This is a genomic window from Niallia sp. Marseille-Q9988 (assembly GCF_976954375.1).
The window spans coordinates 65,001-87,500 of record NZ_CDRJSZ010000002.1 but is presented as its reverse complement, the minus strand read 5'-3'; the positions used below and the strand labels follow the sequence as shown (position 1 = coordinate 87,500).

At 36.9% G+C, this 22,500-nt stretch carries 22 protein-coding genes, 1 tRNA gene, 2 rRNA genes, 1 other RNA gene, 1 riboswitch and 1 other annotated feature (2 of these 28 running past the window's edge); of the genes, 19 read left to right on the top strand and 7 right to left on the bottom strand.

The genetic code is table 11. The features are described from left to right. Positions 1-1,394, top strand: a 23S ribosomal RNA gene (locus tag ACWNMZ_RS02850); it begins 1,541 nt to the left of the window's first position. A 226-nt stretch (positions 1,395-1,620) separates the two neighbouring features. Beyond that, positions 1,621-1,738: ribosomal RNA gene (gene rrf, locus ACWNMZ_RS02845) — 5S ribosomal RNA — on the top strand. 128 nt (positions 1,739-1,866) lie between these two features. On the opposite strand, the gene ACWNMZ_RS02840 is transcribed toward rrf, so the two are convergent. Then, positions 1,867-2,826, bottom strand: coding sequence for a YaaC family protein (locus ACWNMZ_RS02840; RefSeq protein WP_031539246.1), 960 nt, complete (start codon positions 2,824-2,826; stop codon positions 1,867-1,869). Between the two features lie 114 nt (positions 2,827-2,940). Here ACWNMZ_RS02840 and guaB point away from each other — a divergent pair, with 114 nt between their 5' ends. From guaB to ACWNMZ_RS02810, 6 genes are all read left to right on the top strand, one after another. Beyond that, on the top strand, positions 2,941-4,407 hold the full coding sequence (gene guaB, locus ACWNMZ_RS02835; RefSeq protein WP_048718493.1) for an IMP dehydrogenase: 1,467 nt from the start codon (positions 2,941-2,943) through the stop codon (positions 4,405-4,407). Between the two features lie 169 nt (positions 4,408-4,576). Next, a complete protein-coding gene (locus tag ACWNMZ_RS02830) occupies positions 4,577-5,908 on the top strand; it encodes a D-alanyl-D-alanine carboxypeptidase family protein (RefSeq protein WP_284561633.1) in 1,332 nt (443 codons plus the stop codon). Positions 5,909-6,102: 194 nt separating this feature from the next. After that, positions 6,103-6,984: a pyridoxal 5'-phosphate synthase lyase subunit PdxS gene (gene pdxS / locus ACWNMZ_RS02825; RefSeq protein WP_048718496.1), complete on the top strand. Its 882-nt coding sequence runs from the start codon at positions 6,103-6,105 to the stop codon at positions 6,982-6,984. A 1-nt stretch (position 6,985) separates the two neighbouring features. After that, entirely contained in the window at positions 6,986-7,591 is a 606-nt protein-coding gene (pdxT, locus tag ACWNMZ_RS02820; RefSeq protein WP_396953905.1) for a pyridoxal 5'-phosphate synthase glutaminase subunit PdxT, read from the top strand. Positions 7,592-7,642: 51 nt separating this feature from the next. Then, positions 7,643-7,866, top strand: a binding site (T-box leader). A 111-nt stretch (positions 7,867-7,977) separates the two neighbouring features. Continuing rightward, positions 7,978-9,258, top strand: coding sequence for a serine--tRNA ligase (gene serS, locus ACWNMZ_RS02815; RefSeq protein ID WP_048718497.1), 1,281 nt, complete (start codon positions 7,978-7,980; stop codon positions 9,256-9,258). Between the two features lie 204 nt (positions 9,259-9,462). After that, a tRNA-Ser gene (locus tag ACWNMZ_RS02810) sits at positions 9,463-9,555 on the top strand. Between the two features lie 310 nt (positions 9,556-9,865). On the opposite strand, the gene ACWNMZ_RS02805 is transcribed toward ACWNMZ_RS02810, so the two are convergent. Together ACWNMZ_RS02805 and ACWNMZ_RS02800 are read right to left on the bottom strand one after the other, a co-directional pair. Next, positions 9,866-10,537, bottom strand: coding sequence for a deoxynucleoside kinase (locus ACWNMZ_RS02805; protein WP_031539253.1), 672 nt, complete (start codon positions 10,535-10,537; stop codon positions 9,866-9,868). Continuing rightward, positions 10,515-11,174 (bottom strand): deoxynucleoside kinase, encoded by a 660-nt coding sequence (locus tag ACWNMZ_RS02800; RefSeq protein ID WP_031539255.1) that lies wholly within the window; start codon positions 11,172-11,174, stop codon positions 10,515-10,517. Before ACWNMZ_RS02800 ends, ACWNMZ_RS02805 begins: the two co-directional genes overlap by 23 nt. Positions 11,175-11,500: 326 nt before the next feature. Then, positions 11,501-11,611: riboswitch (TPP riboswitch) on the top strand. A 116-nt stretch (positions 11,612-11,727) separates the two neighbouring features. Between ACWNMZ_RS02800 and ACWNMZ_RS02795 the strand changes: the two genes are divergently transcribed. From ACWNMZ_RS02795 to ACWNMZ_RS02775, 5 genes are read left to right on the top strand one after another with little or no spacing between them, the layout of a single operon-like run. Beyond that, positions 11,728-12,348 (top strand): thiamine phosphate synthase, encoded by a 621-nt coding sequence (locus ACWNMZ_RS02795; protein WP_231512591.1) that lies wholly within the window; start codon positions 11,728-11,730, stop codon positions 12,346-12,348. Next, positions 12,329-13,453, top strand: a complete 1,125-nt coding sequence (thiO, locus tag ACWNMZ_RS02790) for a glycine oxidase ThiO (RefSeq protein ID WP_109769389.1) — start codon at positions 12,329-12,331, stop codon at positions 13,451-13,453. Before ACWNMZ_RS02795 ends, thiO begins: the two co-directional genes overlap by 20 nt. Next, positions 13,454-13,657 (top strand): sulfur carrier protein ThiS, encoded by a 204-nt coding sequence (gene thiS, locus ACWNMZ_RS02785; protein ID WP_031539258.1) that lies wholly within the window; start codon positions 13,454-13,456, stop codon positions 13,655-13,657. It begins immediately after the preceding gene. A 2-nt stretch (positions 13,658-13,659) separates the two neighbouring features. Then, a complete protein-coding gene (locus ACWNMZ_RS02780; RefSeq protein WP_109769386.1) occupies positions 13,660-14,427 on the top strand; it encodes a thiazole synthase in 768 nt (255 codons plus the stop codon). Beyond that, positions 14,424-15,431, top strand: coding sequence for a ThiF family adenylyltransferase (locus tag ACWNMZ_RS02775; protein WP_109769387.1), 1,008 nt, complete (start codon positions 14,424-14,426; stop codon positions 15,429-15,431). The genes ACWNMZ_RS02780 and ACWNMZ_RS02775 overlap by 4 nt, the downstream gene beginning before the upstream one ends. 53 nt (positions 15,432-15,484) lie before the next feature. Here the strand turns inward: ACWNMZ_RS02775 and ACWNMZ_RS02770 are convergent, their stop codons facing one another. After that, positions 15,485-16,771, bottom strand: a complete 1,287-nt coding sequence (locus tag ACWNMZ_RS02770; protein ID WP_109769388.1) for a glycosyl hydrolase family 18 protein — start codon at positions 16,769-16,771, stop codon at positions 15,485-15,487. Between the two features lie 35 nt (positions 16,772-16,806). Beyond that, positions 16,807-17,370: an isochorismatase family cysteine hydrolase gene (locus tag ACWNMZ_RS02765; RefSeq protein WP_031539262.1), complete on the bottom strand. Its 564-nt coding sequence runs from the start codon at positions 17,368-17,370 to the stop codon at positions 16,807-16,809. A gap of 199 nt (positions 17,371-17,569) precedes the next feature. On the opposite strand from ACWNMZ_RS02765, the gene tadA reads away from it, so the two are divergent. From tadA to ACWNMZ_RS02735, 6 genes are all read left to right on the top strand, one after another. After that, on the top strand, positions 17,570-18,082 hold the full coding sequence (gene tadA, locus ACWNMZ_RS02760; protein ID WP_031539263.1) for a tRNA adenosine(34) deaminase TadA: 513 nt from the start codon (positions 17,570-17,572) through the stop codon (positions 18,080-18,082). An 85-nt stretch (positions 18,083-18,167) separates the two neighbouring features. Further along, an RNA gene (gene ffs / locus ACWNMZ_RS02755) (signal recognition particle sRNA large type) lies at positions 18,168-18,432 on the top strand. A 217-nt stretch (positions 18,433-18,649) separates the two neighbouring features. Further along, the gene (gene dnaX, locus ACWNMZ_RS02750) at positions 18,650-20,353 is read left to right on the top strand and encodes a DNA polymerase III subunit gamma/tau (protein WP_048718500.1); all 1,704 of its coding nucleotides are present in this window, start codon (positions 18,650-18,652) and stop codon (positions 20,351-20,353) included. Between the two features lie 76 nt (positions 20,354-20,429). Then, on the top strand, positions 20,430-20,750 hold the full coding sequence (locus ACWNMZ_RS02745; RefSeq protein ID WP_031539265.1) for a YbaB/EbfC family nucleoid-associated protein: 321 nt from the start codon (positions 20,430-20,432) through the stop codon (positions 20,748-20,750). 11 nt (positions 20,751-20,761) lie between these two features. Then, positions 20,762-21,358: a recombination mediator RecR gene (recR, locus tag ACWNMZ_RS02740; RefSeq protein ID WP_016205308.1), complete on the top strand. Its 597-nt coding sequence runs from the start codon at positions 20,762-20,764 to the stop codon at positions 21,356-21,358. 17 nt (positions 21,359-21,375) lie between these two features. Then, complete coding sequence (locus ACWNMZ_RS02735) at positions 21,376-21,594, top strand: YaaL family protein (RefSeq protein WP_048718501.1); 219 nt, start codon at positions 21,376-21,378, stop codon at positions 21,592-21,594. A gap of 248 nt (positions 21,595-21,842) precedes the next feature. On the opposite strand, the gene ACWNMZ_RS02730 is transcribed toward ACWNMZ_RS02735, so the two are convergent. Together ACWNMZ_RS02730 and ACWNMZ_RS02725 are read right to left on the bottom strand one after the other, a co-directional pair. Then, a complete protein-coding gene (locus ACWNMZ_RS02730) occupies positions 21,843-22,232 on the bottom strand; it encodes a hypothetical protein (protein ID WP_051641015.1) in 390 nt (129 codons plus the stop codon). Positions 22,233-22,325: 93 nt separating this feature from the next. Continuing rightward, positions 22,326-22,500, bottom strand: partial view of an IS1595 family transposase gene (locus tag ACWNMZ_RS02725; protein ID WP_081836706.1) — the 3' portion only. Its footprint extends 869 nt past the window's final position; only the last 175 of its 1,044 coding nucleotides appear in the window; its start codon lies off the right edge, out of view — the gene reads right to left on this strand; it ends in the stop codon at positions 22,326-22,328.

The following is a 22,500-nucleotide window of genomic DNA, read 5'->3' as shown; positions in this document are numbered from 1 at the left end:
GGCAAATCCCATTACCACATAAGCGGAGCTGTGACGGCGAGGGAAATATAGTACCGAAGTTCCTGATTCCACACTGCCAAGAAAAGCCTCTAGCGAGATTGATGGTGCCCGTACCGCAAACCGACACAGGTAGGCGAGGAGAGAATCCTAAGGTGAGCGAGAGAACTCTCGTTAAGGAACTCGGCAAAATGACCCCGTAACTTCGGGAGAAGGGGTGCTCTTGCGGGTGCAAGCCTGCGAGAGCCGCAGTGAATAGGCCCAGGCGACTGTTTAGCAAAAACACAGGTCTCTGCGAAGCCGCAAGGCGAAGTATAGGGGCTGACACCTGCCCGGTGCTGGAAGGTTAAGAGGAGGGGTTAGCGTTCGCGCGAAGCTCTGAATTGAAGCCCCAGTAAACGGCGGCCGTAACTATAACGGTCCTAAGGTAGCGAAATTCCTTGTCGGGTAAGTTCCGACCCGCACGAAAGGTGTAACGATCTGGGCACTGTCTCAACGAGAGACTCGGTGAAATTATAGTACCTGTGAAGATGCAGGTTACCCGCGACAGGACGGAAAGACCCCGTGGAGCTTTACTGCAGCCTGATATTGAATTTTGGTACAGCTTGTACAGGATAGGTAGGAGCCTTGGAAGCCGGAGCGCTAGCTTCGGTGGAGGCATTGGTGGGATACTACCCTGGCTGTATTGACATTCTAACCCGCACCCCTTATCGGGGTGGGAGACAGTGTCAGGTGGGCAGTTTGACTGGGGCGGTCGCCTCCTAAAAAGTAACGGAGGCGCCCAAAGGTTCCCTCAGAATGGTTGGAAATCATTCGTAGAGTGTAAAGGCACAAGGGAGCTTGACTGCGAGACCTACAAGTCGAGCAGGGACGAAAGTCGGGCTTAGTGATCCGGTGGTTCCGCATGGAAGGGCCATCGCTCAACGGATAAAAGCTACCCCGGGGATAACAGGCTTATCTCCCCCAAGAGTCCACATCGACGGGGAGGTTTGGCACCTCGATGTCGGCTCATCGCATCCTGGGGCTGTAGTCGGTCCCAAGGGTTGGGCTGTTCGCCCATTAAAGCGGTACGCGAGCTGGGTTCAGAACGTCGTGAGACAGTTCGGTCCCTATCCGTCGTGGGCGTAGGAAATTTGAGAGGAGCTGTCCTTAGTACGAGAGGACCGGGATGGACGCACCGCTGGTGTACCAGTTGTCTTGCCAAAGGCATCGCTGGGTAGCTATGTGCGGAAGGGATAAGTGCTGAAAGCATCTAAGCATGAAGCCCCCCTCAAGATGAGATTTCCCATAGCGTAAGCTAGTAAGATCCCTGAAAGATGATCAGGTTGATAGGTCAGAGGTGGAAGCGTGGCGACATGTGGAGCTGACTGATACTAATAGATCGAGGACTTAACTAAAACGAAAAGCGGAAACGCCTGTTTATCGGCGTACAAACTGGAAGAGCGTCGACTGAGATAAAGGAAACACGATGAACGCAAGTGAATCGATGTTGACTTATCGTAGGGAGATGATCGGAAGTTTGCTAGGCGATAGGCGTTGGAGCTGGACAATAATGATTACTTGGCAAAATGGTTTACTTCTAAATGATTTAGTTTTGAGAGAATAATTCTCTAAATAAATAAGTCTGGTGGCGATAGCGAGAAGGTCACACCCGTTCCCATACCGAACACGGAAGTTAAGCTTCTAAAGCGCCGATGGTAGTTGGGGGTTCTCCCCCTGTGAGAGTAGGACGTCGCCAGGCACGAATAAAACAAGCATCTTCTTTGGTGGATGCTTGTTTTTTATATGTATAAGTAAATAAGTGATAGGAATTTAAAAATATAAAAAGCAAAGTGAGAAAAGAACCGTACCTAGTCAATCCCCAGTGGACTAGGTACTTACTCGATTATTTAAAAATTGATAAATTAATTGAGGTCCTTTTTCAGCAGCAATTAATAAAAATGATTCAATAAATGGATAATCTTTATTCGGCATTGTTTTTAATAATTCACTCCACCATTCAATCTCGTATCTAGCAATCATACTTAAGTTATACAAAATTAAGTAGTGGGATAACATTTCATTTGAAAAACAAGGTCTTTCTTTATCAGAAGAAATAACATAAGATTTCTCTTTCGTATCCCATTTAATGAAATTATTATGAGGAAGAGGTTCAGAAAGTCTGATTAACAGCTCACTCCTATTTTCCTCTATTTCTTCTAAATGTATGCCATAATAATTTTCAAGATGATTTTTAAAATGATTACAGTTTGAATGATATAAATCTAAAATATGTTTTGGCAATGTAATAAGAGGCGGAAGATATTTCACTTGTAAAAATGTTGACTTCCCTTCTAATTGTTGAAATAAGCTAGATAATTCTGGGACCTGATTAAAGAGAAAATCCATTTTTACTTTTTCACCTTCCAAATTATCATAGGAGAACATTTTCTTAGCCATAAAAGTAAATAATCCGTTTTTTTGTATTTTAACTTCGTCTTGAAAAAATAAATACTGCTGCTTTTTTAGTTTTCTAGTTGAGACACCGTGGGCTAAAACAGAGGTGGAATTTGGATAGTTTGGATCCACTGTTAATAGGCATGCTTTTATTAAATGAACGAGACCGTAAAATAAAAGAATCGGCTGAATACTTAGTGGAGCTGTCTCGGCTTGTTGGTAATATAATTTTCCATGTTCTAAAAAATACATGAAAGGATAGCAGTTTTGATAGCTTTTTGTTTCCAAATCAGATATATATAGATCGCGATAACATTTTTTTAGAAAATTTTGGCTGTATTCTGCGGAAAAAAAACAACTAAAAGAGCTCCAGTCTTTATAATAATTGGGCATTTTTTAACTCTCCTTAAATTTTTTGAAAAATTAAACATATTAAACTGACCTTGACAGTATTTTATCCAATTGATAACCTACTAATAATATTTTTAACAATATGGAGGCGTTAAAATGTGGGAAAGTAAATTTGCAAAAGAAGGATTAACGTTTGATGATGTTCTTTTAATTCCAGCTAAATCGGAAGTATTGCCTCGAGATGTAAGCTTAAAGGTACAATTAGCGAAAAATCTTAACTTAAACATTCCGCTTATTAGTGCAGGAATGGATACTGTAACAGAAGCAGAAATGGCTATTGCTATTGCAAGACAAGGTGGATTGGGCATTATTCATAAAAATATGTCTATTGAGCAACAGGCAGAGCAGGTAGACAAAGTAAAGCGCTCAGAAAGTGGTGTAATCACAGATCCTTTCTTTTTAACTCCTGAACACCAAGTATTTGATGCAGAGCATCTAATGGGTAAATATCGTATCTCTGGTGTGCCAATTGTTAATAATAACGAGGAGCAAAAACTAGTGGGGATTCTTACTAACCGAGACCTTCGTTTTATTGAGGACTTTTCCATTAAAATTTCGGATGTTATGACAAAAGAGAATTTAGTAACGGCTCCAGTAGGAACTACATTAGAAGAAGCAGAAAAAATCTTACAAAGATACAAGATTGAAAAATTGCCTTTAATTAATGATGATGGGGTATTAAAGGGATTAATCACAATTAAGGATATAGAAAAAGTAATTGAATTCCCGCATTCAGCAAAAGATGCACAAGGGAGACTATTAGTTGGTGCAGCTGTTGGAGTAACGAGTGATGCATTAAAACGTGTAGAAATGCTTGTTAAATCCAATGTGGATGTAGTGGTAATTGATACAGCACATGGACACTCACAAGGGGTTTTAGACGGTATTAAAGACATTAGAAGGGCATTCCCTGATATAACAATTATCGCTGGTAATGTTGCTACTGCTGAAGGAACAAGATCTTTAATTGAAGCTGGAGCAGATATTGTTAAAGTTGGTATCGGACCAGGTTCCATTTGTACAACACGGGTAGTTGCAGGTGTAGGTGTTCCTCAAATTACGGCTGTTTATGATTGTGCTACGGAAGCTAGAAAACATGGTAAATCAATTATTGCTGACGGAGGAATTAAATACTCTGGTGATATCGTCAAAGCATTAGCAGCTGGTGGACATGCAGTTATGTTAGGAAGCTTGCTAGCTGGTGTATCTGAAAGTCCTGGAGAAACAGAAATTTTCCAAGGAAGAAGATTTAAAGTGTACAGAGGAATGGGTTCAGTTGCTGCGATGGAAAAAGGATCAAAAGATCGTTACTTCCAAGAGGATAACAAAAAATTTGTTCCTGAAGGTATTGAAGGCCGCCTTCCTTATAAAGGGCCACTTTCTGATACGATCTATCAATTAGTTGGTGGAATTCGCTCTGGTATGGGCTACTGTGGTACAAAGGATTTATATGAATTAAGAGAGAATGCTCAATTTGTAAAAATGACAGGTGCTGGCTTAAGAGAAAGTCACCCACATGATGTTCAAATTACGAAAGAAGCACCAAACTATTCCCTTTCTTAATATATATTATTAATGATTGGTTATAAAACTTTCCTTCATTTACAATAGACGGTGATCAATAGCGCTGTCTATTTTTTTTGTTTTTTTTATGTTAAACTGTACAAGGGAAATAATTAACTTAGAAAATAAAGCTAGATTAATAGATAAAATAGTTTTGGAGGTTTTAATATTGAAACAAGTAAAAAAGTGGACGGTGTCTTTCATCATTGCCGTACTATTCTTAAGTACACTATCAACAGTTCTACCATATCAAGCAAATGCTGCTGAAAATGATGAGCTTGGATTAGATGCAGGGGCAGCTATATTAGTGGATGCGAATACCGGAGAAATATTATATGAAAAAAATACGGACGAGCTTCTTGGAGTCGCTTCTATGTCAAAGATGATGACAGAATATATTGTTCTAGAGTCAATAAAAAATGGGAAAATCTCTTGGAATCAAAAAGTAAAAATAAATAATTATATTCACAGACTGTCAGGTGCACCTGGGTTATCAAATGTAGGGTTGACTGAAGGGGAAGAATATACAGTTAAGGAATTGTATCAAGCAATGGCCATTCATTCAGGGAATGCTGCGACAGTTGCATTGGCAGAATTAATTGCAGGTACAGAAAAAAATTATATTAGTGTAATGAATCAAAAGGCTGAGGAATTAGGTTTAGAGGATTTTGAATTTGTAAACTCTTCTGGTTTAAACAATAGTGATTTATTGGGAAATATTCCAGCAGGAAGCAGTGAAGATGAAAATAAAATGTCAGCTAAAGCAGTTGCGAAATTAGCTTACCGTTTAATTCATGATTATCCGGAAATTTTAGAGACTTCTGGTATGCCAAGTCTGAAGTTTAGAGATGGTAGAGAATATAAAAACTTCAACTGGTTAATACCTTCGTTGATTTATGGATATGAAGGGGTAGATGGATTAAAAACAGGTTCTACAGACTATGCAAAATTCAATGTTACTGCTACAGCAAAAAAAGAGAATCAACGTTATATTGTTGTTATTATGAAAAGTGAATCGAAGGATTCTCGTTTTGCTGAAGCAAGAAAAGTGCTAGACTATGCTTTTGGCAATTTCACTACGGAAGAAATTCTTCCTGCAAATTATGTCGATTCCAAAAATAAAACATTGGATGTAACCAAAGGAAAAGAAGATAAAGTAAGCATTGGTACTAAAGATGCTATTAACTTAGTAATCAAGAATAATGAAAAAGAAAATTATGTAGCAAAAGTTGTTTTAGATGAAAAGAAATTAAATGATGATGGGGAACTAACTGCTCCAATTAAAAAAGGAGATAAAGTTGGTTATGTAACCGTACAAACGAAAGACGGAAAAGAAGTGCCATTCTTAACTAGTGATGGAAAAGAAAAGGTACAAGTAGACCTAGTAGCAAACGAAACAGTTGAAAAAGCAAATTGGTTTGTTTTAGCTATGCGCGGTGTTGGTTCATTCTTTTCAAATGTATGGGGAAGTGTTTTTGATACAGTAAAAGGCTGGTTCTAATTAAATCTTTGTGAAAAAGTAAAAGACAATAATCTATTAGAAAATCGCATACATTTTAGAAGTTGTAAGAAAAAGGGCTTCTTGTATTGACAGAAGCTCTTTTTTATTGTTTATTTTCATTAGGGAATAATAAGTTTCTTCTAAAGATTCCAATAATTTTTGTGTTAAAATTGAGACTTTACAGGGGGCAAACAATGAAAACTGGTACTGATAGAGTAAAACGTGGAATGGCTGAAATGCAAAAGGGCGGAGTAATCATGGATGTTATTAATGCAGAACAAGCCAAAATTGCAGAGGAAGCAGGAGCAGTAGCAGTAATGGCTCTTGAACGAGTTCCTTCAGATATTCGCGCAGCTGGCGGAGTAGCTAGGATGGCTGACCCTACAATTGTAGAGGAAGTAATGAATGCAGTAACAATCCCTGTAATGGCAAAGGCACGTATTGGCCATATTGTCGAAGCAAGAGTGCTCGAAGCTATGGGCGTAGACTATATTGATGAGAGTGAAGTGTTAACTCCAGCAGACGAAGAGTTCCATTTAAATAAAAATGAATATACTGTTCCATTTGTTTGTGGATGTCGTGATCTAGGAGAAGCTGCAAGACGTATCGGTGAAGGTGCTTCTATGCTTCGTACAAAAGGGGAGCCAGGAACAGGAAATATTGTGGAGGCAGTCCGTCATATAAGAAAAGTAAATGCACAGGTACGTAAAGTTGTTCATATGAACGAAGATGAATTAATGACAGAAGCTAAGATTTTAGGTGCACCATATGACCTTCTTTTAGAAATAAAAAGATTAGGTCGTCTGCCAGTTGTTAATTTTGCTGCTGGTGGTGTTGCAACACCTGCTGATGCGGCTCTTATGATGCAACTAGGCGCAGATGGTGTATTTGTAGGATCTGGTATATTTAAATCAGACAACCCTGCGAAATTTGCTAGAGCAATAGTAGAAGCAACTACTCATTATCAAGATTATGAGCTAATTGCAGAAATTTCTAAAAACCTTGGAACAGCAATGAAAGGAATCGAAATTTCTAGTTTAAGCCCAGAAGCACGTATGCAAGAGCGTGGTTGGTAATATGAGTACCATGCCAAATATAAAAATAGGGGTACTTGGATTACAGGGAGCTGTAAGAGAACATGTGAAGGCTATTGAGGCGAATAATGCAGAGGCTATTATTATAAAGAAAAAAGAACAGCTAGATGAAATTGATGGATTTATCATTCCTGGTGGAGAAAGCACAACGATGCGAAGGTTAATAGATAAATATGACTTTATGGATGCACTTCAAACGTTTGCTCAATCTGGGAAGCCGATATTTGGAACATGTGCGGGTTTAATTTTATTAGCTAAATCCATTAAAGGCTATGATAAACCTCATATTGGTGTTATGGATGTGCAAGTCGAGCGTAATTCTTTTGGAAGACAAAGGGAGAGCTTTGAAGCAAACTTAGATATTGCAGGAGTTGCAGAGGATTTTACAGCTGTATTTATTCGTGCACCACATATCGTGAGCGTTGGGGAAAATGTAGAAGTGCTAGCTAAACATAATGATCGTATTGTGGCAGCGAGAGAGGGACAGTTCTTAGGTTGTTCTTTCCATCCTGAATTAACAGAAGATCATCGTTTAACTGGCTATTTTATAAATATGGCAATAGAAGCTAAGCAACACTTATTTGCATAAGTTGTTGAATTTCGGAAATAATTATAGTAAGATAAATGCAATTAATATATGGAATCTACTATGATAGGAAATAGTAACAGGTTACTTATTCTAAAAGAGAGCCGATGGTTGGTGTGAATCGGTGAATAAAGCTTGTGAATCCATCCTAGAGTAAAAACAAGGAACGCAATGATTGCTAGTAATTGTTTTCGGCTAAAAACCGTTATGATCTTTAAGGTGAAAAGCAGTTTTTGCTTTTAACTAGGGTGGCAACGCGGGTAACTCTCGTCCCTTTTTTGGGGACGGGAGTTTTTTGTTTTCCAAAAGAAACTTGAGAATTTCTAACAGAGGGCGTCTAACCTAAAAGAAGTAGATTGCATGTAGAAAAAAATGGGAGGAATAAAGAGATGTTAGATATTAAATTTGTTCGTGCTAATTTTGATTTTGTGAAAAGTCAATTACAGCATCGAGGAGAAGATTTATCAGAGCTTGAAAATTTTGAAGCATTGGATGTAAGACGTCGAGAGCTTATTGTTGAAACAGAACAATTAAAAAGCAAAAGAAATGAAGTATCACAGCAAGTAGCAGTTTTAAAAAGAGAGAAAAAAGATGCAGAGGCTCTTATTGTAGAAATGAGAGAAGTTGGCGAAAAAATTAAAGAATATGATAATGAGCTACGTGATGTGGAAGAAAAATTGCAAACCATTATGCTAGGAATTCCGAATCTTCCTCACGAGAGTGTTCCAGTAGGGGATACGGAAGATGATAACATTGAAATTAGAAAATGGGGCGAAATTAGAAAATTTGATTTTGAACCAAAGCCACATTGGGATGTTGCTACTGACTTAGATTTGCTAGATTTTGAAAGGGCAGCAAAAGTAACAGGAAGTCGTTTTGTATTTTATAAAGGTTTAGGGGCTAAACTAGAAAGAGCATTATTTAATTTTATGCTTGATTTGCATACAGAGGAACATGGGTATAAAGAGATTATTCCTCCTTTCCTAGTGAATAGAGCAAGTCTAACAGGTACAGGACAATTACCTAAGTTTGAAGAAGATGCTTTTTTAATAGAAAAAGAAGACTACTTCTTAATTCCAACTTCAGAGGTACCTGTAACCAACCTGCATAGAGATGAAATACTTGATGGGGACCAGCTTCCAATCAAATATGCAGCATTTAGCGCCAATTTCCGTTCAGAAGCAGGATCTGCAGGTAGAGATACAAGAGGTCTGATCAGACAGCATCAATTTAATAAAGTAGAGCTTGTGAAGTTTGTGAAACCAGAAGATTCTTATGAAGAGCTAGAGTCTTTAACAGGAAATGCAGAGAAAGTATTGCAGCTTCTAGGATTACCATACCGTGTTTTGAGTATGTGTACAGGAGATTTGGGCTTTACAGCGGCGAAAAAGTATGATGTGGAGGTATGGATTCCAAGCTATAATACATACCGTGAGATATCTTCTTGTAGTAATTTTGAGGCTTTCCAAGCGAGAAGAGCAAATATTCGCTTCCGCAGAGAGCCTAAAGGAAAACCGGAGCATGTGCACACATTAAATGGTTCTGGCCTTGCGATTGGAAGAACAGTTGCAGCTATTCTAGAAAATTATCAGCAAGCAGATGGAAGTGTTGTAATTCCTGAAGTACTTCGCCCTTATATGAGAAATAGAGAAGTAATTTCTCCTGAGTAAGGTAATAAATAGATAGATAAAAGGATATGACTTCTTGGAAGGGAGCAGCTCTTCCGAGAAGTTAGCTATTCTTAATTTAGTGTAGAAGAATACTATTATTAATGCATTTTTTATATGTTTTTTGATAAAAAAAATAAAAAATAAAAAAATGAAAAATATAGTTGACTTAATATTAAATAGATGATATATTATTACTTGTCTGATGGAGGAATACCCAAGTCCGGCTGAAGGGATCGGTCTTGAAAACCGACAGGCGGGTCAAACCGCGCAGGGGTTCGAATCCCCTTTCCTCCTCCATGATTTTTTAATTTACATTGCGCATAATATTTGGAGATATATGTGACCTGCTACTACGGTAGCAGGTTTTTATTGTTTACATAGACTATTTTGTAAAGTTTGTTGTAAAGATCTGCGACTCGAATCCACCTCAGTTTCCATGGAGCGAATCAGTTTTTCTAATTGATTTATTATTCCTATTGAAAATAGCAACAAACTTTTAGAAAACAACTTATATATATAGGATTTTCCTTATTGTTTTGGAATACAGTCAGCGAATCTTTCGAACAAGATGAAGCTGACTGTATTTGTAAACTAAGGAAAGTCCTTTTTATGCTTTATGGCTATAATTTTTTTGCTGAAGAATCGTTCCTATCTTTTCGATAATTGGTTCGATAGACTGTGTTCCGGCGATAGCGTCATATTCATTAATATTTAAACGAAGTACTGGGCATGCAGAGAAAGACTCAATCCAGTTTTCGTATCTTCCATGCATTTCTTTCCAATAATCAATCGGCGTTTGCTTCTCCATTTCTCGACCTCTTCGATCAATTCGCTGTAAAATATCATCAAGAGATCCTTCAAGGTATATTAACAAATCTGGATGTGGGAAATAAGGTGTCATCACCATTGCATCAAAAAGACTTGTATATGTTTCATAATCTACTTCTGACATTGTTCCTTTTTCATAATGCATTTTCGCGAATATGCCTGTGTCTTCATAAATGGAACGATCTTGAATAAATCCGCCGCCATATTCAAAGATTCTTTTTTGTTCTTTAAAGCGTTCTGCTAAAAAATATACTTGCAGATGGAAACTCCATCTACTAAAGTCATGATAAAATTTATCAAGATATGGATTTGTATCCACTTTCTCAAAGGAAGTTCGAAATTGCAAAGCATCTGCTAGTGCATTTGTTAGCGTTGATTTACCAACACCAACTGTTCCTGCAATCGTAATAACGGAATTGCTAGGAATATTATATTTTGTTCGTAGATTCATGTTTAAAGGCTCCTATATTTAAAGTTTCTTTTATTGTGTCAATAATTTTTACTAAGTCTTGTTTATTTTGAACAAAGTCCAGTGTATCTCCATTGAAATCTAATACAGGAATATGTGGATTATTTTTTTTGAAGTCATTCATGACAATATCATAATCAGAAGCTAGCTGTTCTAAATAAAGAGGACTAATATTTTTTTCAATGTCTCTATCTCTTTTTTTGATTCGTGCCATTATTGTATCCAAGCTGGCATGTAAGTAAATAATAATATTCGGCATCGGTAAGTCTTCTGTTAACACCTCATATATACGAACATATTTCTGTAAATCATTATCCTGTAAAGATCTTTTAGCAAAAATAAGGTTTTTTAATATATGATAATCTGCAACTACAGGAATATTTTTAGATAGATAATGGTCTCTTGTATCGTTTAACTGCTTAAATCGATTACATAGGAAAAACATTTCTGTCTGAAAACTCCATTCATCAATGTTTTCATAAAATTTTCCGAGGAAAGGATTTTCTTCGACAATTTCTTTTAGAAGCTCGTATTGAAAGTACTCTGAGAGTAATTTAGCTAAAGAAGTTTTCCCAACTCCAATAGGTCCTTCTACTGTAATAAAAGGGATACTATTCACACTTGTCCCTCCTGTTCTCTTATTTTTAAGGAGCAAAGATTTTTAAAAGGCTTGTAGATTAGCCTAACAACTATTTTGCGTGTAAAGCCTATACAAACAATTGCTTCCTTTAGTAGGTAATAAAAATAGTACAAGAGTCATTTTAACACATGAAGAGTGATGTGGACATATGCATGTTTTTTCCTGAAGTATTATTACGGCTTATTTCAAATAGAACTATTGGTTAATGAATGATTACCCTAGTTAGAGGATAAAAGAGTAAAAAAATTTTGAATTTTATATTGCTAAATTTTTGATTTATGGTAGTATATGGGTAAAGTTTATAAATGAATCACTAGGGGATCCCTTGATAAGGGCTGAGAATAAAGTAGTTACTTTTTAAACCCTCAAAACCTGAACAGGTTCGTACCTGCGTAGGAAAGTGGAGTATCTTTAAATATGCGTGTCTAATGAACTTTTCATTAGGCGTAGTTTATTAACCACTTTTCTATAATTGGAAAAGTGGTTTTTGGTGTTTTCAGCCACTTTTCCTTCTAAATGATAAGTTGGGGTGATGAATATTAAGATAATGGCTGTCACAGATAACAAACATACCTTAAAGAAGCTTTTATCAATTTTATTAGAAATCCATCCATATGTGGATTATCTGCAAATTAGAGAGAAAGACAAAAGTCCAAAAGAAATTTATAGGCTATGTGATTATTTGCTTAAGGAAGGGGTACCTGCAAGAAAAATAATTGTTAATGATCGTCTTGATATTGCGCTATTGCATTCGTTAAAAAATGTCCATTTACCGACAAGTGGAGTGTCTGTTAATGATGTGAAAACAAGGTTTCCAAAAATGTATATAGGTGTATCTGTTCATAGCAAAGAAGAAGCAATTCTAGCAGATAAAGAGATTGCAGATTATGTCATATACGGCCATTGCTATCCTACAAATAGTAAAAAAGGAAAGCCTCCTATCGTGTTGTCCTCTATCTCTGAAATAAAAAGAAATATATCTATTCCACTGTATGCTATAGGGGGAATTACGGAGAATCAAATAGAAGAACTAGCGAGTTTTGGTGTGGATGGAGTGGCTATTATGTCAGCTATTTTTTCATCATCTGATCCATTAAAGGTAGTGCAAAGTATGAGAGAAAGATGTGAAGAGCTTGGAAACGAAGAAGTTTGATGTTGCAATTATTGGTGGTGGAATTATCGGTAGTTCTATCGCTTACTATTTGGCAAAAGAGAAGAGAAAGGTAGCTATTTTCGAAGCACAGCAAATGGGCGGAAAATCAACAAGTGCTGCAGCTGGAATGCTAGGTGCTCACTCCGAGTATAAAGAATTTATGCAGCTCTATCCATTTGCAAGAAGTAGCCAGCTTTTATATAAGGAACTTTATGAAGAGATAAAAGAACTAACAACTATTGATTTTGAAAAGAAAAATGGTGGATTATTGAAGCTTGCTTATTCAGAGGAAGAAAAGAGAGACCTGGAATCTATTCTTTCCTTATCGTCAGTGGAATGGTTGGATTGCACAGAAGCAAGAGAAAAAGTACCTCAGCTAGCAGCAGATATTGTAGGAGCAGCTTATTTAAAAGAGGATGTACATATTACCCCATTAATAGCATGTAATGGTCTAAGTAAAGGAGCTAAGCTATTAGGAGCCGAAATTTATGAATATACCCGTGTATTAAGAGTGGAAAAGAATGGAATGGGATATGTGCTGAAAACGTCGCAAGGGACCTTTTTAACAGATAATGTTGTCGTTGCGAGTGGTGTGTGGAGTAATTACTTTTTTCAGCAATTAGGATTACCTCATGAAATTATTCCAGTAAAGGGCGAATGTGTGGCCGCGTTAAATGATGGAGCTCCGTTACATTATTCTGTATTTCATGACCAATTTTATATTGTACCTAGAAATAATAATGAGCTTGTTATTGGTGCGACGAAAAAATGGAATGATTGGACTGAAGATCCTTCCCTTGATGGACTACAAGAAGTGATAAAAAAAGCAAAAAGAATGATACCGGAAGTTGGAAAGATGAAATGGAAGCGGGCATGGGCGGGACTTAGACCACAAACTTATGACGGATATCCATTTATAGGAGAGCATCCAGAGATGAAAGGCTTATATTTTGCAACAGGGCATCAACGAAATGGCATATTATTAGCACCAGCTACAGGGAAGATGATTCGTGATTTAATGATTGGTTCACCTGTAGAGAAACGGTGGGTAGATGCATTTAAAGTGGAGCGTCATGATTTTATGCATAGGGAGGGAAGTAAGTAATTGATCATCCAATTGAATGGGAAGGAACAGCAGCTGCCGGAGAATGTAGTTACAGTGGAAGATTTATTGCATTTATTTGCATTAAATAATCGTATTGTGATTGTGGAGATAAATAAAAATATTTTACGAAAAGAGCACTATCAAGCTCATTTATTAAAAGAAAAAGACAAAGTCGAATTAATTCATTTTGTTGGAGGAGGGTAAACATGTTAACAATAGCTAATCGCACGTTTCAGTCTCGTTTATTACTTGGAACAGGGAAATATCCGTCACTTGAGGTGCAAAAAAAGGCTGTAGAAGTATCACAAAGTGAGATTCTAACCTTTGCTGTACGGAGGATGAATATATTTGAAGAATCACAGCCGAACTTTTTAGAGCAATTAGATTTAAAAAGATATACGCTCCTTCCTAATACAGCAGGCGCAAAAACAGCTGAGGAAGCGGTAAGAATCGCTAAGCTTGCAAAAGCATCTGGATTATGTGACATGATTAAAGTTGAAGTAATTGGGTGTGATAAATCGCTGCTGCCAGATCCTGTAGAAACGTTAAAGGCTTCTGAGCAGTTGTTAGAAGAAGGATTTATTGTATTGCCTTATACTTCTGATGATGTAGTGCTTGCTAGACGGCTAGAACAGTTAGGGGTACATGCCATTATGCCTGGCGCTTCGCCAATTGGGTCTGGAAAAGGAATTATCAACCCATTAAATTTACAATTTATTATTGAACAAAGCGCGATTCCTGTTATTGTAGACGCAGGAATCGGTTCTCCAAAGGATGCAGCATATGCTATGGAGCTTGGAGCAGATGGGGTGCTTTTGAATACGGCAGTTTCCAATGCGAAAGACCCAGTTACAATGGCATATGCCATGAAGCTAGCGATCGAAGCAGGACGATTAGGATACGAAGCAGGAAGAATAGCAGAGAAAAATTATGGAGTCGCAAGTAGTCCTTTGACAGGGATGATTACATCTTGACTAGTCGCTTTTTGAAACAAGCATTATTTATTGGAAAAGATGGGCAAATGAAAATTGAAAATAGTCACGCTGTTATTTTAGGAGCTGGAGCTTTAGGATCGGCAGTGTCTGAGATGCTAGTTAGAGCGGGAATAGGAAAACTCACCATTATTGATCGTGATTACGTGGAACAAAGTAATCTGCAAAGACAGCAGTTATATACAGAAGAGGATGCAGCGAAAAAGCTTCCTAAAGCAATTGCTGCAGAAAAAAGACTAAAGGAAATTAACAGTCATACACTTATTGAGTCGATTGTAGAGGATATTAACTATCATACGGTGGAAAAATTTATTCGTGGTGCATCTATTTTAATGGATGGAACGGATAATTTTGAAACAAGAATGGTGATAAATGATGCTGCGATTAAGCATCATATTCCTTTTCTATTTGGAGCTTGTGTTGGGAGCTATGGGCTTTCTTATCCAGTTATTGGAGAACATGCTCCTTGTCTCCATTGTTTAATTGAAAAGCTTCCTTCTCAACAAATTACATGTGATACGGCGGGTGTTATTAGTCCTATCGTTCAGTGGGTTGCTGCCATGCAAGTATCACAAGCAATGCAGATTCTTGCAGGTAAAACAGTATGGCCAGTCCTTCGTTCTTTTGATATTTGGAAAATGGAATATGCGGAAGTGAATGTTGCGGCATTAAGAAATAACAGCTGTCCTTCTTGTGGGGACGATGCCGACTTTCCGTATTTATCAGCGCAAAAACAAACGAAAGCGGCTGTACTGTGTGGGAGAGATGCGGTTCATATTCGTCCGCCTATTTTTAAGGAATTGGATTTATATGGGCTCTCGCAACGGTGGAAATCTCTGGTGGAAAACTTAATTGCAAATCCCTATTTAGTTTCTTTTCATTATGATGGTTATCGAGTTATCCTATTTAAGGATGGTCGTGCTATTATTCATGGAACCTCAGAGGTTAGTATGGCAAAGTCGATATATACAAAATTAATTGGTTAGAAGATGCATAAAAAGGAAAGGTCTGATTGAAAAAGAGACCTTTCCTTTTGTATTTAAGTTCTTTTTGTTACTTGGAAATTATCTACTATTAAAAGCCAATTTTGAGGAAATGGCAACCCTAATTTCCAATAGCTGATTCCTCTTAAATTTAATTCTTTAATTAAATTGAATTTAGCTTGAATGGAGCGGGCGTCCTCAAACCATACTTCATGTAATTTCCCTGCACTATCTGTGTATTTAAAATAAGGAGCCTGTGCTTTCTGATCATAAAGAATAGCGACATTATTATCAGCTGCAAGCTGTATTGCTGCTTGAGGACTAAGTGCTTTTGCAATGGATCCTTCAACGAATGGTAGTGTCCAATCATATCCATAAAGATTTTGCCCCATCATAATTTTAGAAGAGGGAATTTCGGTGATTGCATATTCGAGTACCTCTCTTACGGGCCCAATAGGAGAAACAGCCATAGCAGGTCCACCACTATAACCCCATTCATATGTCATGATGACAACAAAATCAACAATTTCTCCGTGCGCTTTGTAATCATGTCCTTCGTACCATTTTCCTTTTTGATCGGCACTTGTTTTAGGAGCCAAAGCAGTAGATAATAGCCAGCCTTCTTGTGAAAAACGATTTTTGGCTTTACGCAGGAAGGAGTTATAGGCTTCCCGATCAACTGGTCTTAAATATTCAAAATCAAAATGGATATCTTTAAATCCGTATTTTTTAGCGGTCGCAACTATATTATTGATAAAGTTATTTTGGATGGTTTCATCATTTAATAGGATTCTTCCTAATTCATCACTAAATTGATCGTTCTCCTGGTTCGTAATGACCATCATGAGTACATTTCTATTTCTTTGGGCAATGCTAGGGAAATTATTGAGGATCGGTTCTTTTAAGCTTCCATCCCGTAATGCTTGAAAACTAAAAGGAGCGAGATAGGTTAAATAGGGAGCGGCTTCTCGCGCGCTTGCCTCTAAATTAGGGGCAACAGATGTTCCTCTTGGTTCCACATATGCATTAGTATCAACTGGTCTTTTTGGACGATCTGGAATGTATAAACGTAAGCCGACTTGTAAAGATTGGTTCACAGGAATGGAATTAATAGTGGCTAATTGTTCATAATTTAATCGGAATCTTTGAGCGATAGACCAGAGGCTGTCTCCTGGCTGTACCCAATAAAAGCTGCCGATGATGGGAATGACTAGTGCTTGCCCTATTGTTAATCGATCCGGATTTGGCAGGTCGTTCGCTTCTACCAAATCATTAACTGTAGTACCGTATGCAGCTGCAATGCCTGTTAAGGTTTGATTATTGCTGACAACATGAATTTGCATATTCTTCCCTCCTGATAAGGATACATTATTACAGCTTATGAGGAAGAAAGAGGAGAAATGCTCGTGTTTTCTTTGAATGTAAATATTTTTGCACGCATAACATTTTTCATCATTCGAATAGCATAGTGATTATCTTCATCGTCAACAGAAGCAATACAATTATCTGGGATAAGAAGTGGATATTCTCGCATATAGGCGTCATTTGCAGTAAATAACACGCAAATATTGCCAGCAATTCCGCTAAGGATAAGCTTTTTTACTTGCAACTGGGTAAGTAATGTATGTAAGGCTGTCCCATAAAAAGCAGAATGTCTTGGTTTTATTAAAAAATAATCTTTGTCAGTTGGCTTTATTTTGCCAATAACAGATTCGCTTTTTTCATTTTTACAATACTCTATTACTTTGTTCAATTCTGCTTGCCATAAATTATAGTGATCATTGATATAGATGATTGGAATATTTTCTTTATCACATTGTTTCTTTAGTAATTGGATTTGATCTGCAATTTTTAATGCCTTTTCTGCTAAAATATTTCCATGCTCAAAATTAAAGTCATTAATCATATCAATAATTAACAGAGCTGTTTCAGATGATTCCATACGGTTCTCCTTTTCTATGTAAAATGGTAGAATGAAGCATTGGTTCTAGTTGTAAAGAAAAATCAATCAGTCCATCCAACAACTTTCTCTCGTTTGGCTAAAGTGGAATGGTTGTGATTAATTATCTAGTTTACTTAGTTTAAATCAAAGAAGAAATTTCATAACAAATTTTGTGTTTTTATATAGGTGGGCTGTAAGAATGGAAGAAAAACAAGATCAATTATTTATGAAAATAGCGATAGAGGAAGCACAGAAAGCGGCAGAAATTGGAGAAGTGCCTATTGGAGCAGTTGTTGTCTATAGGGGGGAGGTAATAGCAAGAGCACATAACTTAAGAGAAACAGATCAATCTGCTGTTGCCCATGCAGAATTACTCGCCATTGAAAAAGCTTGTAAAGTATTGGGTACGTGGAGGTTAGAAGAAGCAACACTTTATGTTACTCTTGAGCCATGTGCGATGTGTTCTGGCGCTATTCTACTGTCACGTATTCCTCGAGTAGTTTATGGAGCTGCTGATCCAAAGGGAGGTTGTGCTGGTACCTTTATGAATTTACTTCAAGATAGTCGGTTTAATCATCAGAGTGAAGTGGCTTCTGGTATATTAGACCAAGAATGCGGACAGTTATTAACTTCTTTTTTTCAGGAAATTAGAAATCGTAGGAAGGAAGAAAAAAGACAAAAGACAAGTAAAAATGATCTTTACAATAATTAACAAATGCTTTATGTTGATTTTTCCTTTCATTATCAGTATACTAAGAGTGTGTCTTAAGGACACCTAATATTCGGTATCAATTTTGTCGTGCTAAGCGGGGAGGTAGCGGTGCCCTGTACTCGCAATCCGCTCTAGCGAGGCTGAATTCCTTTCTGAGGCTGGTATCCTGTAGGGTCTGCCTTAAGTAAGTGGTGTTGACGTCCGGGTCCTGCGCAATGGGAATCCATGAACCATGTCAGGTCCGGAAGGAAGCAGCATTAAGTGGACACCCCCATGTGCCGCAGGGTTACCTGGACCGAGCTAACTACTTAAGTAACGCTTATGGGTGCCAGTCGATGAAAGGTGCACGGCAGCTTAATTTATACATACAAAACTCATCCACTAGGATGAGTTTTTTTGTAAGATGAAAACGAATAAATGAGCGGTTTTTACTTAAATAGAAAGAAGTGCCGTGGTTTTTCTTTTTTAAAGGGAAGCTATTTAGATGCCTTTATGTATGCTATTATGGATGTAAAAATATACATGGATAAGCTATAATAATTGTATGAATAAAAAATGGAGGGTACTATGAACTATCAAGCTTTATATCGGGTTTGGCGTCCTCAGCAGTTTATAGATGTAGTAGGGCAGGAACACGTAACAAAGACATTGCAAAATGCCCTTCTTCAACAAAAAATATCTCACGCTTACTTGTTCTCTGGACCAAGGGGAACAGGGAAAACAAGTGCAGCAAAAATATTAGCAAAGGCTGTTAACTGTGAGAGAGCACCAATTGGTGAACCTTGTAATGAGTGCGATGCGTGTAGGGGCATTACAGATGGTACTATACCAGATGTAATCGAAATAGATGCTGCTTCTAACAATGGAGTAGAAGAAATAAGGGATATAAGAGATAAGGTTAAATTTGCTCCTAGCTCTGTACCTTATAAAGTTTATATTATCGATGAAGTGCATATGCTATCAATTGGAGCATTTAATGCTCTTTTGAAAACATTGGAGGAACCCCCTAAACATGTAATCTTTATTTTGGCCACTACTGAACCTCACAAAATTCCTTTAACGATTATTTCAAGATGTCAGCGATTTGATTTTAGACGGATTACATCGCAAGCGATTGTCAATCGAATGAGATTGATTATGGATGAGTCAGCAATCTCCTGTGAGGAAAAAGCATTGCAAATGATTGCAAGAGCGGCAGATGGTGGAATGCGTGATGCGTTAAGTTTGCTAGATCAAGCTATTTCTTATAGCAATGAAGTAGTTACAGTCGAAGATGCTCTTACCGTAACTGGAGCTGTTTCCCAAAACTTTTTAAATACTTTATCTAAAGCTATTTTAGATGGAGACACTGTAAGAGGTCTTCAATCATTAGATGAATTACTTCTTGCAGGAAAAGACTCTAATCGATTTATTGAAGATTTTATCTTTTTTTATCGAGATATGCTGCTATATAAAACAGCGCCTCGCTTAGAAGAATCATTAGAGCGAGTTTTGTTAGATGATGATTTCAAAGATCTTGCAGAAACGTATACACATGAACAAATTTATGAGCTTATTCGCGTATTAAATAAAACGCAGCAAGATATGCGCTGGACCAATCATCCTAGAATCTTTTTAGAAGTGGCGATTGTGAATCTGTGCCAGCTAGAGACGGCGACTTCATCTGGACAAGCACAGGTGAGTATCCCAGAAATACAATCTTTACTTGATAAGATAACTTCTTTAGAACAAGAAGTTTCGAACCTCAAGCAAAATGGAGTATCTGTAGCAGTGGAAACACAGACAATACAGAAAAAAGCTAGAACGAATAGAAAAGGATTCCAAGCTCCATTAGGTAAAATAACGGAGACTCTAAAAAATGCAACGAAGCAAGAACTACAAAAAGTAAAAAGTAATTGGGGAGCAATGCTAAATACGCTAGTCCAAAATCAAATGAGATCACAGGCAGCGTTATTGAATGAAGCAGAACCAGTTGCTGCATCATCTGACTCTTTGATTATTAAGTTTAAATATGAAATCCACTGTCAAATGGCATTAGATAATGGTAAATTTATAGAGACGATTACTAATTCTTTGTATCAGCTTACAGGTACAAGGTATAATTTATTAGGAGTACCGGAAGAACAATGGCTCACTATAAGGGAAGACTTTCTAAATAGTTCTCATCATGCAGAGTCTGATGAGGAAGACGAAGAAATACGTCAAGATAATCCTGTTGTCTTGGAAGCAATAAAATTATTTGGTGAAGAATTATTAGAAGTGAAGGATTAATTTTGAACCTATTGGTTATATATGTACATAATATGTAGATAAACCAATGGAAACTATAAACTGGAGGTAATGATAAATGCGTGGAATGGGAAATATGCAAAATATGATGAAGCAAATGCAAAAAATGCAAAAGAAAATGGCTGAAGCTCAAGAGCAACTTGGTGAGGAGAAAATTGAAGGAACAGCAGGGGGCGGAATGGTAACTGTAGTTGTATCAGGTCATAAAGAAATTCTTGATGTCATTATTAAGGAAGAGGTTGTCGATCCAGAAGATGTAGAAATGTTGCAAGATCTAGTTCTAGCAGCAACAAATGATGCATTAAAAAAAGCGGATGAACTTACTAACTCTACTATGGGTCAGTTTACAAAAGGATTAAATCTTCCTGGAATGTTTTAAGGAGGGAGATTATGCATTATCCTGAACCTATATCAAAGCTGATTGACAGCTTTATGAAATTGCCAGGCATCGGGCCTAAAACGGCCTCAAGACTGGCTTTTTTTGTATTAAATATGAAAGAAGATACAGTATTAGATTTCGCAAAGGCACTTGTTAATGCAAAAAGAAACCTTACTTATTGCTCTGTTTGTGGGCATATAACAGACCAAGATCCATGTTATATATGTGAAGATAGCAGAAGAGACCGAAGTATTATATGTGTAGTTCAAGATCCTAAAGATGTAATAGCGATGGAAAAGATGAAAGAATATAACGGACTTTATCATGTGCTTCATGGTGCTATTTCTCCGATGGATGGTATAGGACCAGAAGATATTAATGTACCTTCTTTAATAAAAAGATTGCAAGATGATGAAGCGCAAGAGGTTATTATGGCAACCAATCCGAATATAGAGGGAGAAGCAACAGCCATGTATATCTCACGTCTTCTTAAACCGTCAGGAATTAAAATCACAAGAATTGCCCATGGTTTACCAGTAGGTGGCGATTTAGAATACGCAGATGAGGTTACACTATCTAAAGCATTAGAAGGTAGAAGAGAAGTGTAAGAACAGGAGGGCTAGTGATGTTCTTTCAAAGAAAAGGGAAGTTAAGGAAGGATTTCGATGAAAAGCTATTAGTCCAATTTAATCATTTAAAGAAAGAATGGTTAAATGATAAGAGTCTATTAGATAAAAGTTTTGATCCTTCCGATGAAGTAATTAGCGCTGCTAAACTGTCAGAAGCAAAATACTTTTTCCTATTTAAAGAAGCAAAACAAAGAAAAATAAACTTATTAAAATAATAAACAGACCGAGTGAAAACTTATTTTTGCTCGGTCTGTTCTTTTTTGTTTTTTATTCTTTTCCATTATTATTGGAGATTAGAGCATAATGGAACAAAGTAATCTTTTGTTTAAATAATAGGCTCTGTTAAAGTTTAATGTTGATATTTCTTATAAAACGAAACCTCCTAATTTACGGAAGTTCCATTTTATAATATTTGCTTATTCAACTAACGCACCCGTTTGTTTAAGTACATCATTTCACAAAGCTAAAAATTTTGCTCTTCCCATTTATCAGAAATTACAGCTTTAATAAACTTTCCTTTTTTAACTTCGATAGCTATTGCTTCTTTTTGGCTAATATCTGTGATTTCATAATACTTTGTCCCAACTTCATATTCATTAGAGAAGTTCCCACTTGTGTTAGAACTTTCAAGGTCTGAATATGAAGTAACTTTACCGATTTCTTGACCTATTTTGTCTTCTTTAATTTCCTCTTCTGCTACAACATAGGTTTGATTTTCCCATTTAACGAATGGATATGCCCAGCTTGCACTGGCATCATTTTGTATTTCATTCTCTGATTCACCATCATTTAAAGAACAACCAGATAATAATAAAAGAATTCCAGAAATTATTACTAATAATTTCTTTCGCATATAAACACCTCCCATATATTAGACGGTTCCATTACAAAAAAGATTCATCAGATTTTTATTAACCTGCGTCGTTAGTTGAACAAGCAGTGATGTTTATATCGTGAATTTAGCTAACCTAAGTGTATCATATGTTTCCATATTTTGTATTAAATTCCCTTTAATCATCAAGTCATTCATAGTAATAGGATTCCTTTGATGTTGAATGGATTCTAACACCCGAAACCAAGCAAGGTAATTATTCAGGTATTTAGTTGCAACTCCATTAAAA

Coding starts and splice junctions, on each gene's coding strand:
- guaB (WP_048718493.1), top strand. CDS start 2,941: ATGTGGGAAAGTAAATTTGCAAAAGAAGGATTAACGTTTGATGATGTT.
- pdxS (WP_048718496.1), top strand. CDS start 6,103: ATGAAAACTGGTACTGATAGAGTAAAACGTGGAATGGCTGAAATGCAA.
- dnaX (WP_048718500.1), top strand. CDS start 18,650: ATGAACTATCAAGCTTTATATCGGGTTTGGCGTCCTCAGCAGTTTATA.
- pdxT (WP_396953905.1), top strand. CDS start 6,986: ATGAGTACCATGCCAAATATAAAAATAGGGGTACTTGGATTACAGGGA.
- ACWNMZ_RS02735 (WP_048718501.1), top strand. CDS start 21,376: ATGTTCTTTCAAAGAAAAGGGAAGTTAAGGAAGGATTTCGATGAAAAG.
- serS (WP_048718497.1), top strand. CDS start 7,978: ATGTTAGATATTAAATTTGTTCGTGCTAATTTTGATTTTGTGAAAAGT.
- tadA (WP_031539263.1), top strand. CDS start 17,570: ATGGAAGAAAAACAAGATCAATTATTTATGAAAATAGCGATAGAGGAA.
- ACWNMZ_RS02840 (WP_031539246.1), bottom strand. CDS start 2,826: ATGCCCAATTATTATAAAGACTGGAGCTCTTTTAGTTGTTTTTTTTCC.
- ACWNMZ_RS02730 (WP_051641015.1), bottom strand. CDS start 22,232: ATGCGAAAGAAATTATTAGTAATAATTTCTGGAATTCTTTTATTATTA.
- ACWNMZ_RS02780 (WP_109769386.1), top strand. CDS start 13,660: ATGTTAACAATAGCTAATCGCACGTTTCAGTCTCGTTTATTACTTGGA.
- ACWNMZ_RS02765 (WP_031539262.1), bottom strand. CDS start 17,370: ATGGAATCATCTGAAACAGCTCTGTTAATTATTGATATGATTAATGAC.
- ACWNMZ_RS02795 (WP_231512591.1), top strand. CDS start 11,728: ATGAATATTAAGATAATGGCTGTCACAGATAACAAACATACCTTAAAG.
- recR (WP_016205308.1), top strand. CDS start 20,762: ATGCATTATCCTGAACCTATATCAAAGCTGATTGACAGCTTTATGAAA.
- ACWNMZ_RS02770 (WP_109769388.1), bottom strand. CDS start 16,771: ATGCAAATTCATGTTGTCAGCAATAATCAAACCTTAACAGGCATTGCA.
- ACWNMZ_RS02745 (WP_031539265.1), top strand. CDS start 20,430: ATGCGTGGAATGGGAAATATGCAAAATATGATGAAGCAAATGCAAAAA.
- ACWNMZ_RS02805 (WP_031539253.1), bottom strand. CDS start 10,537: ATGAATCTACGAACAAAATATAATATTCCTAGCAATTCCGTTATTACG.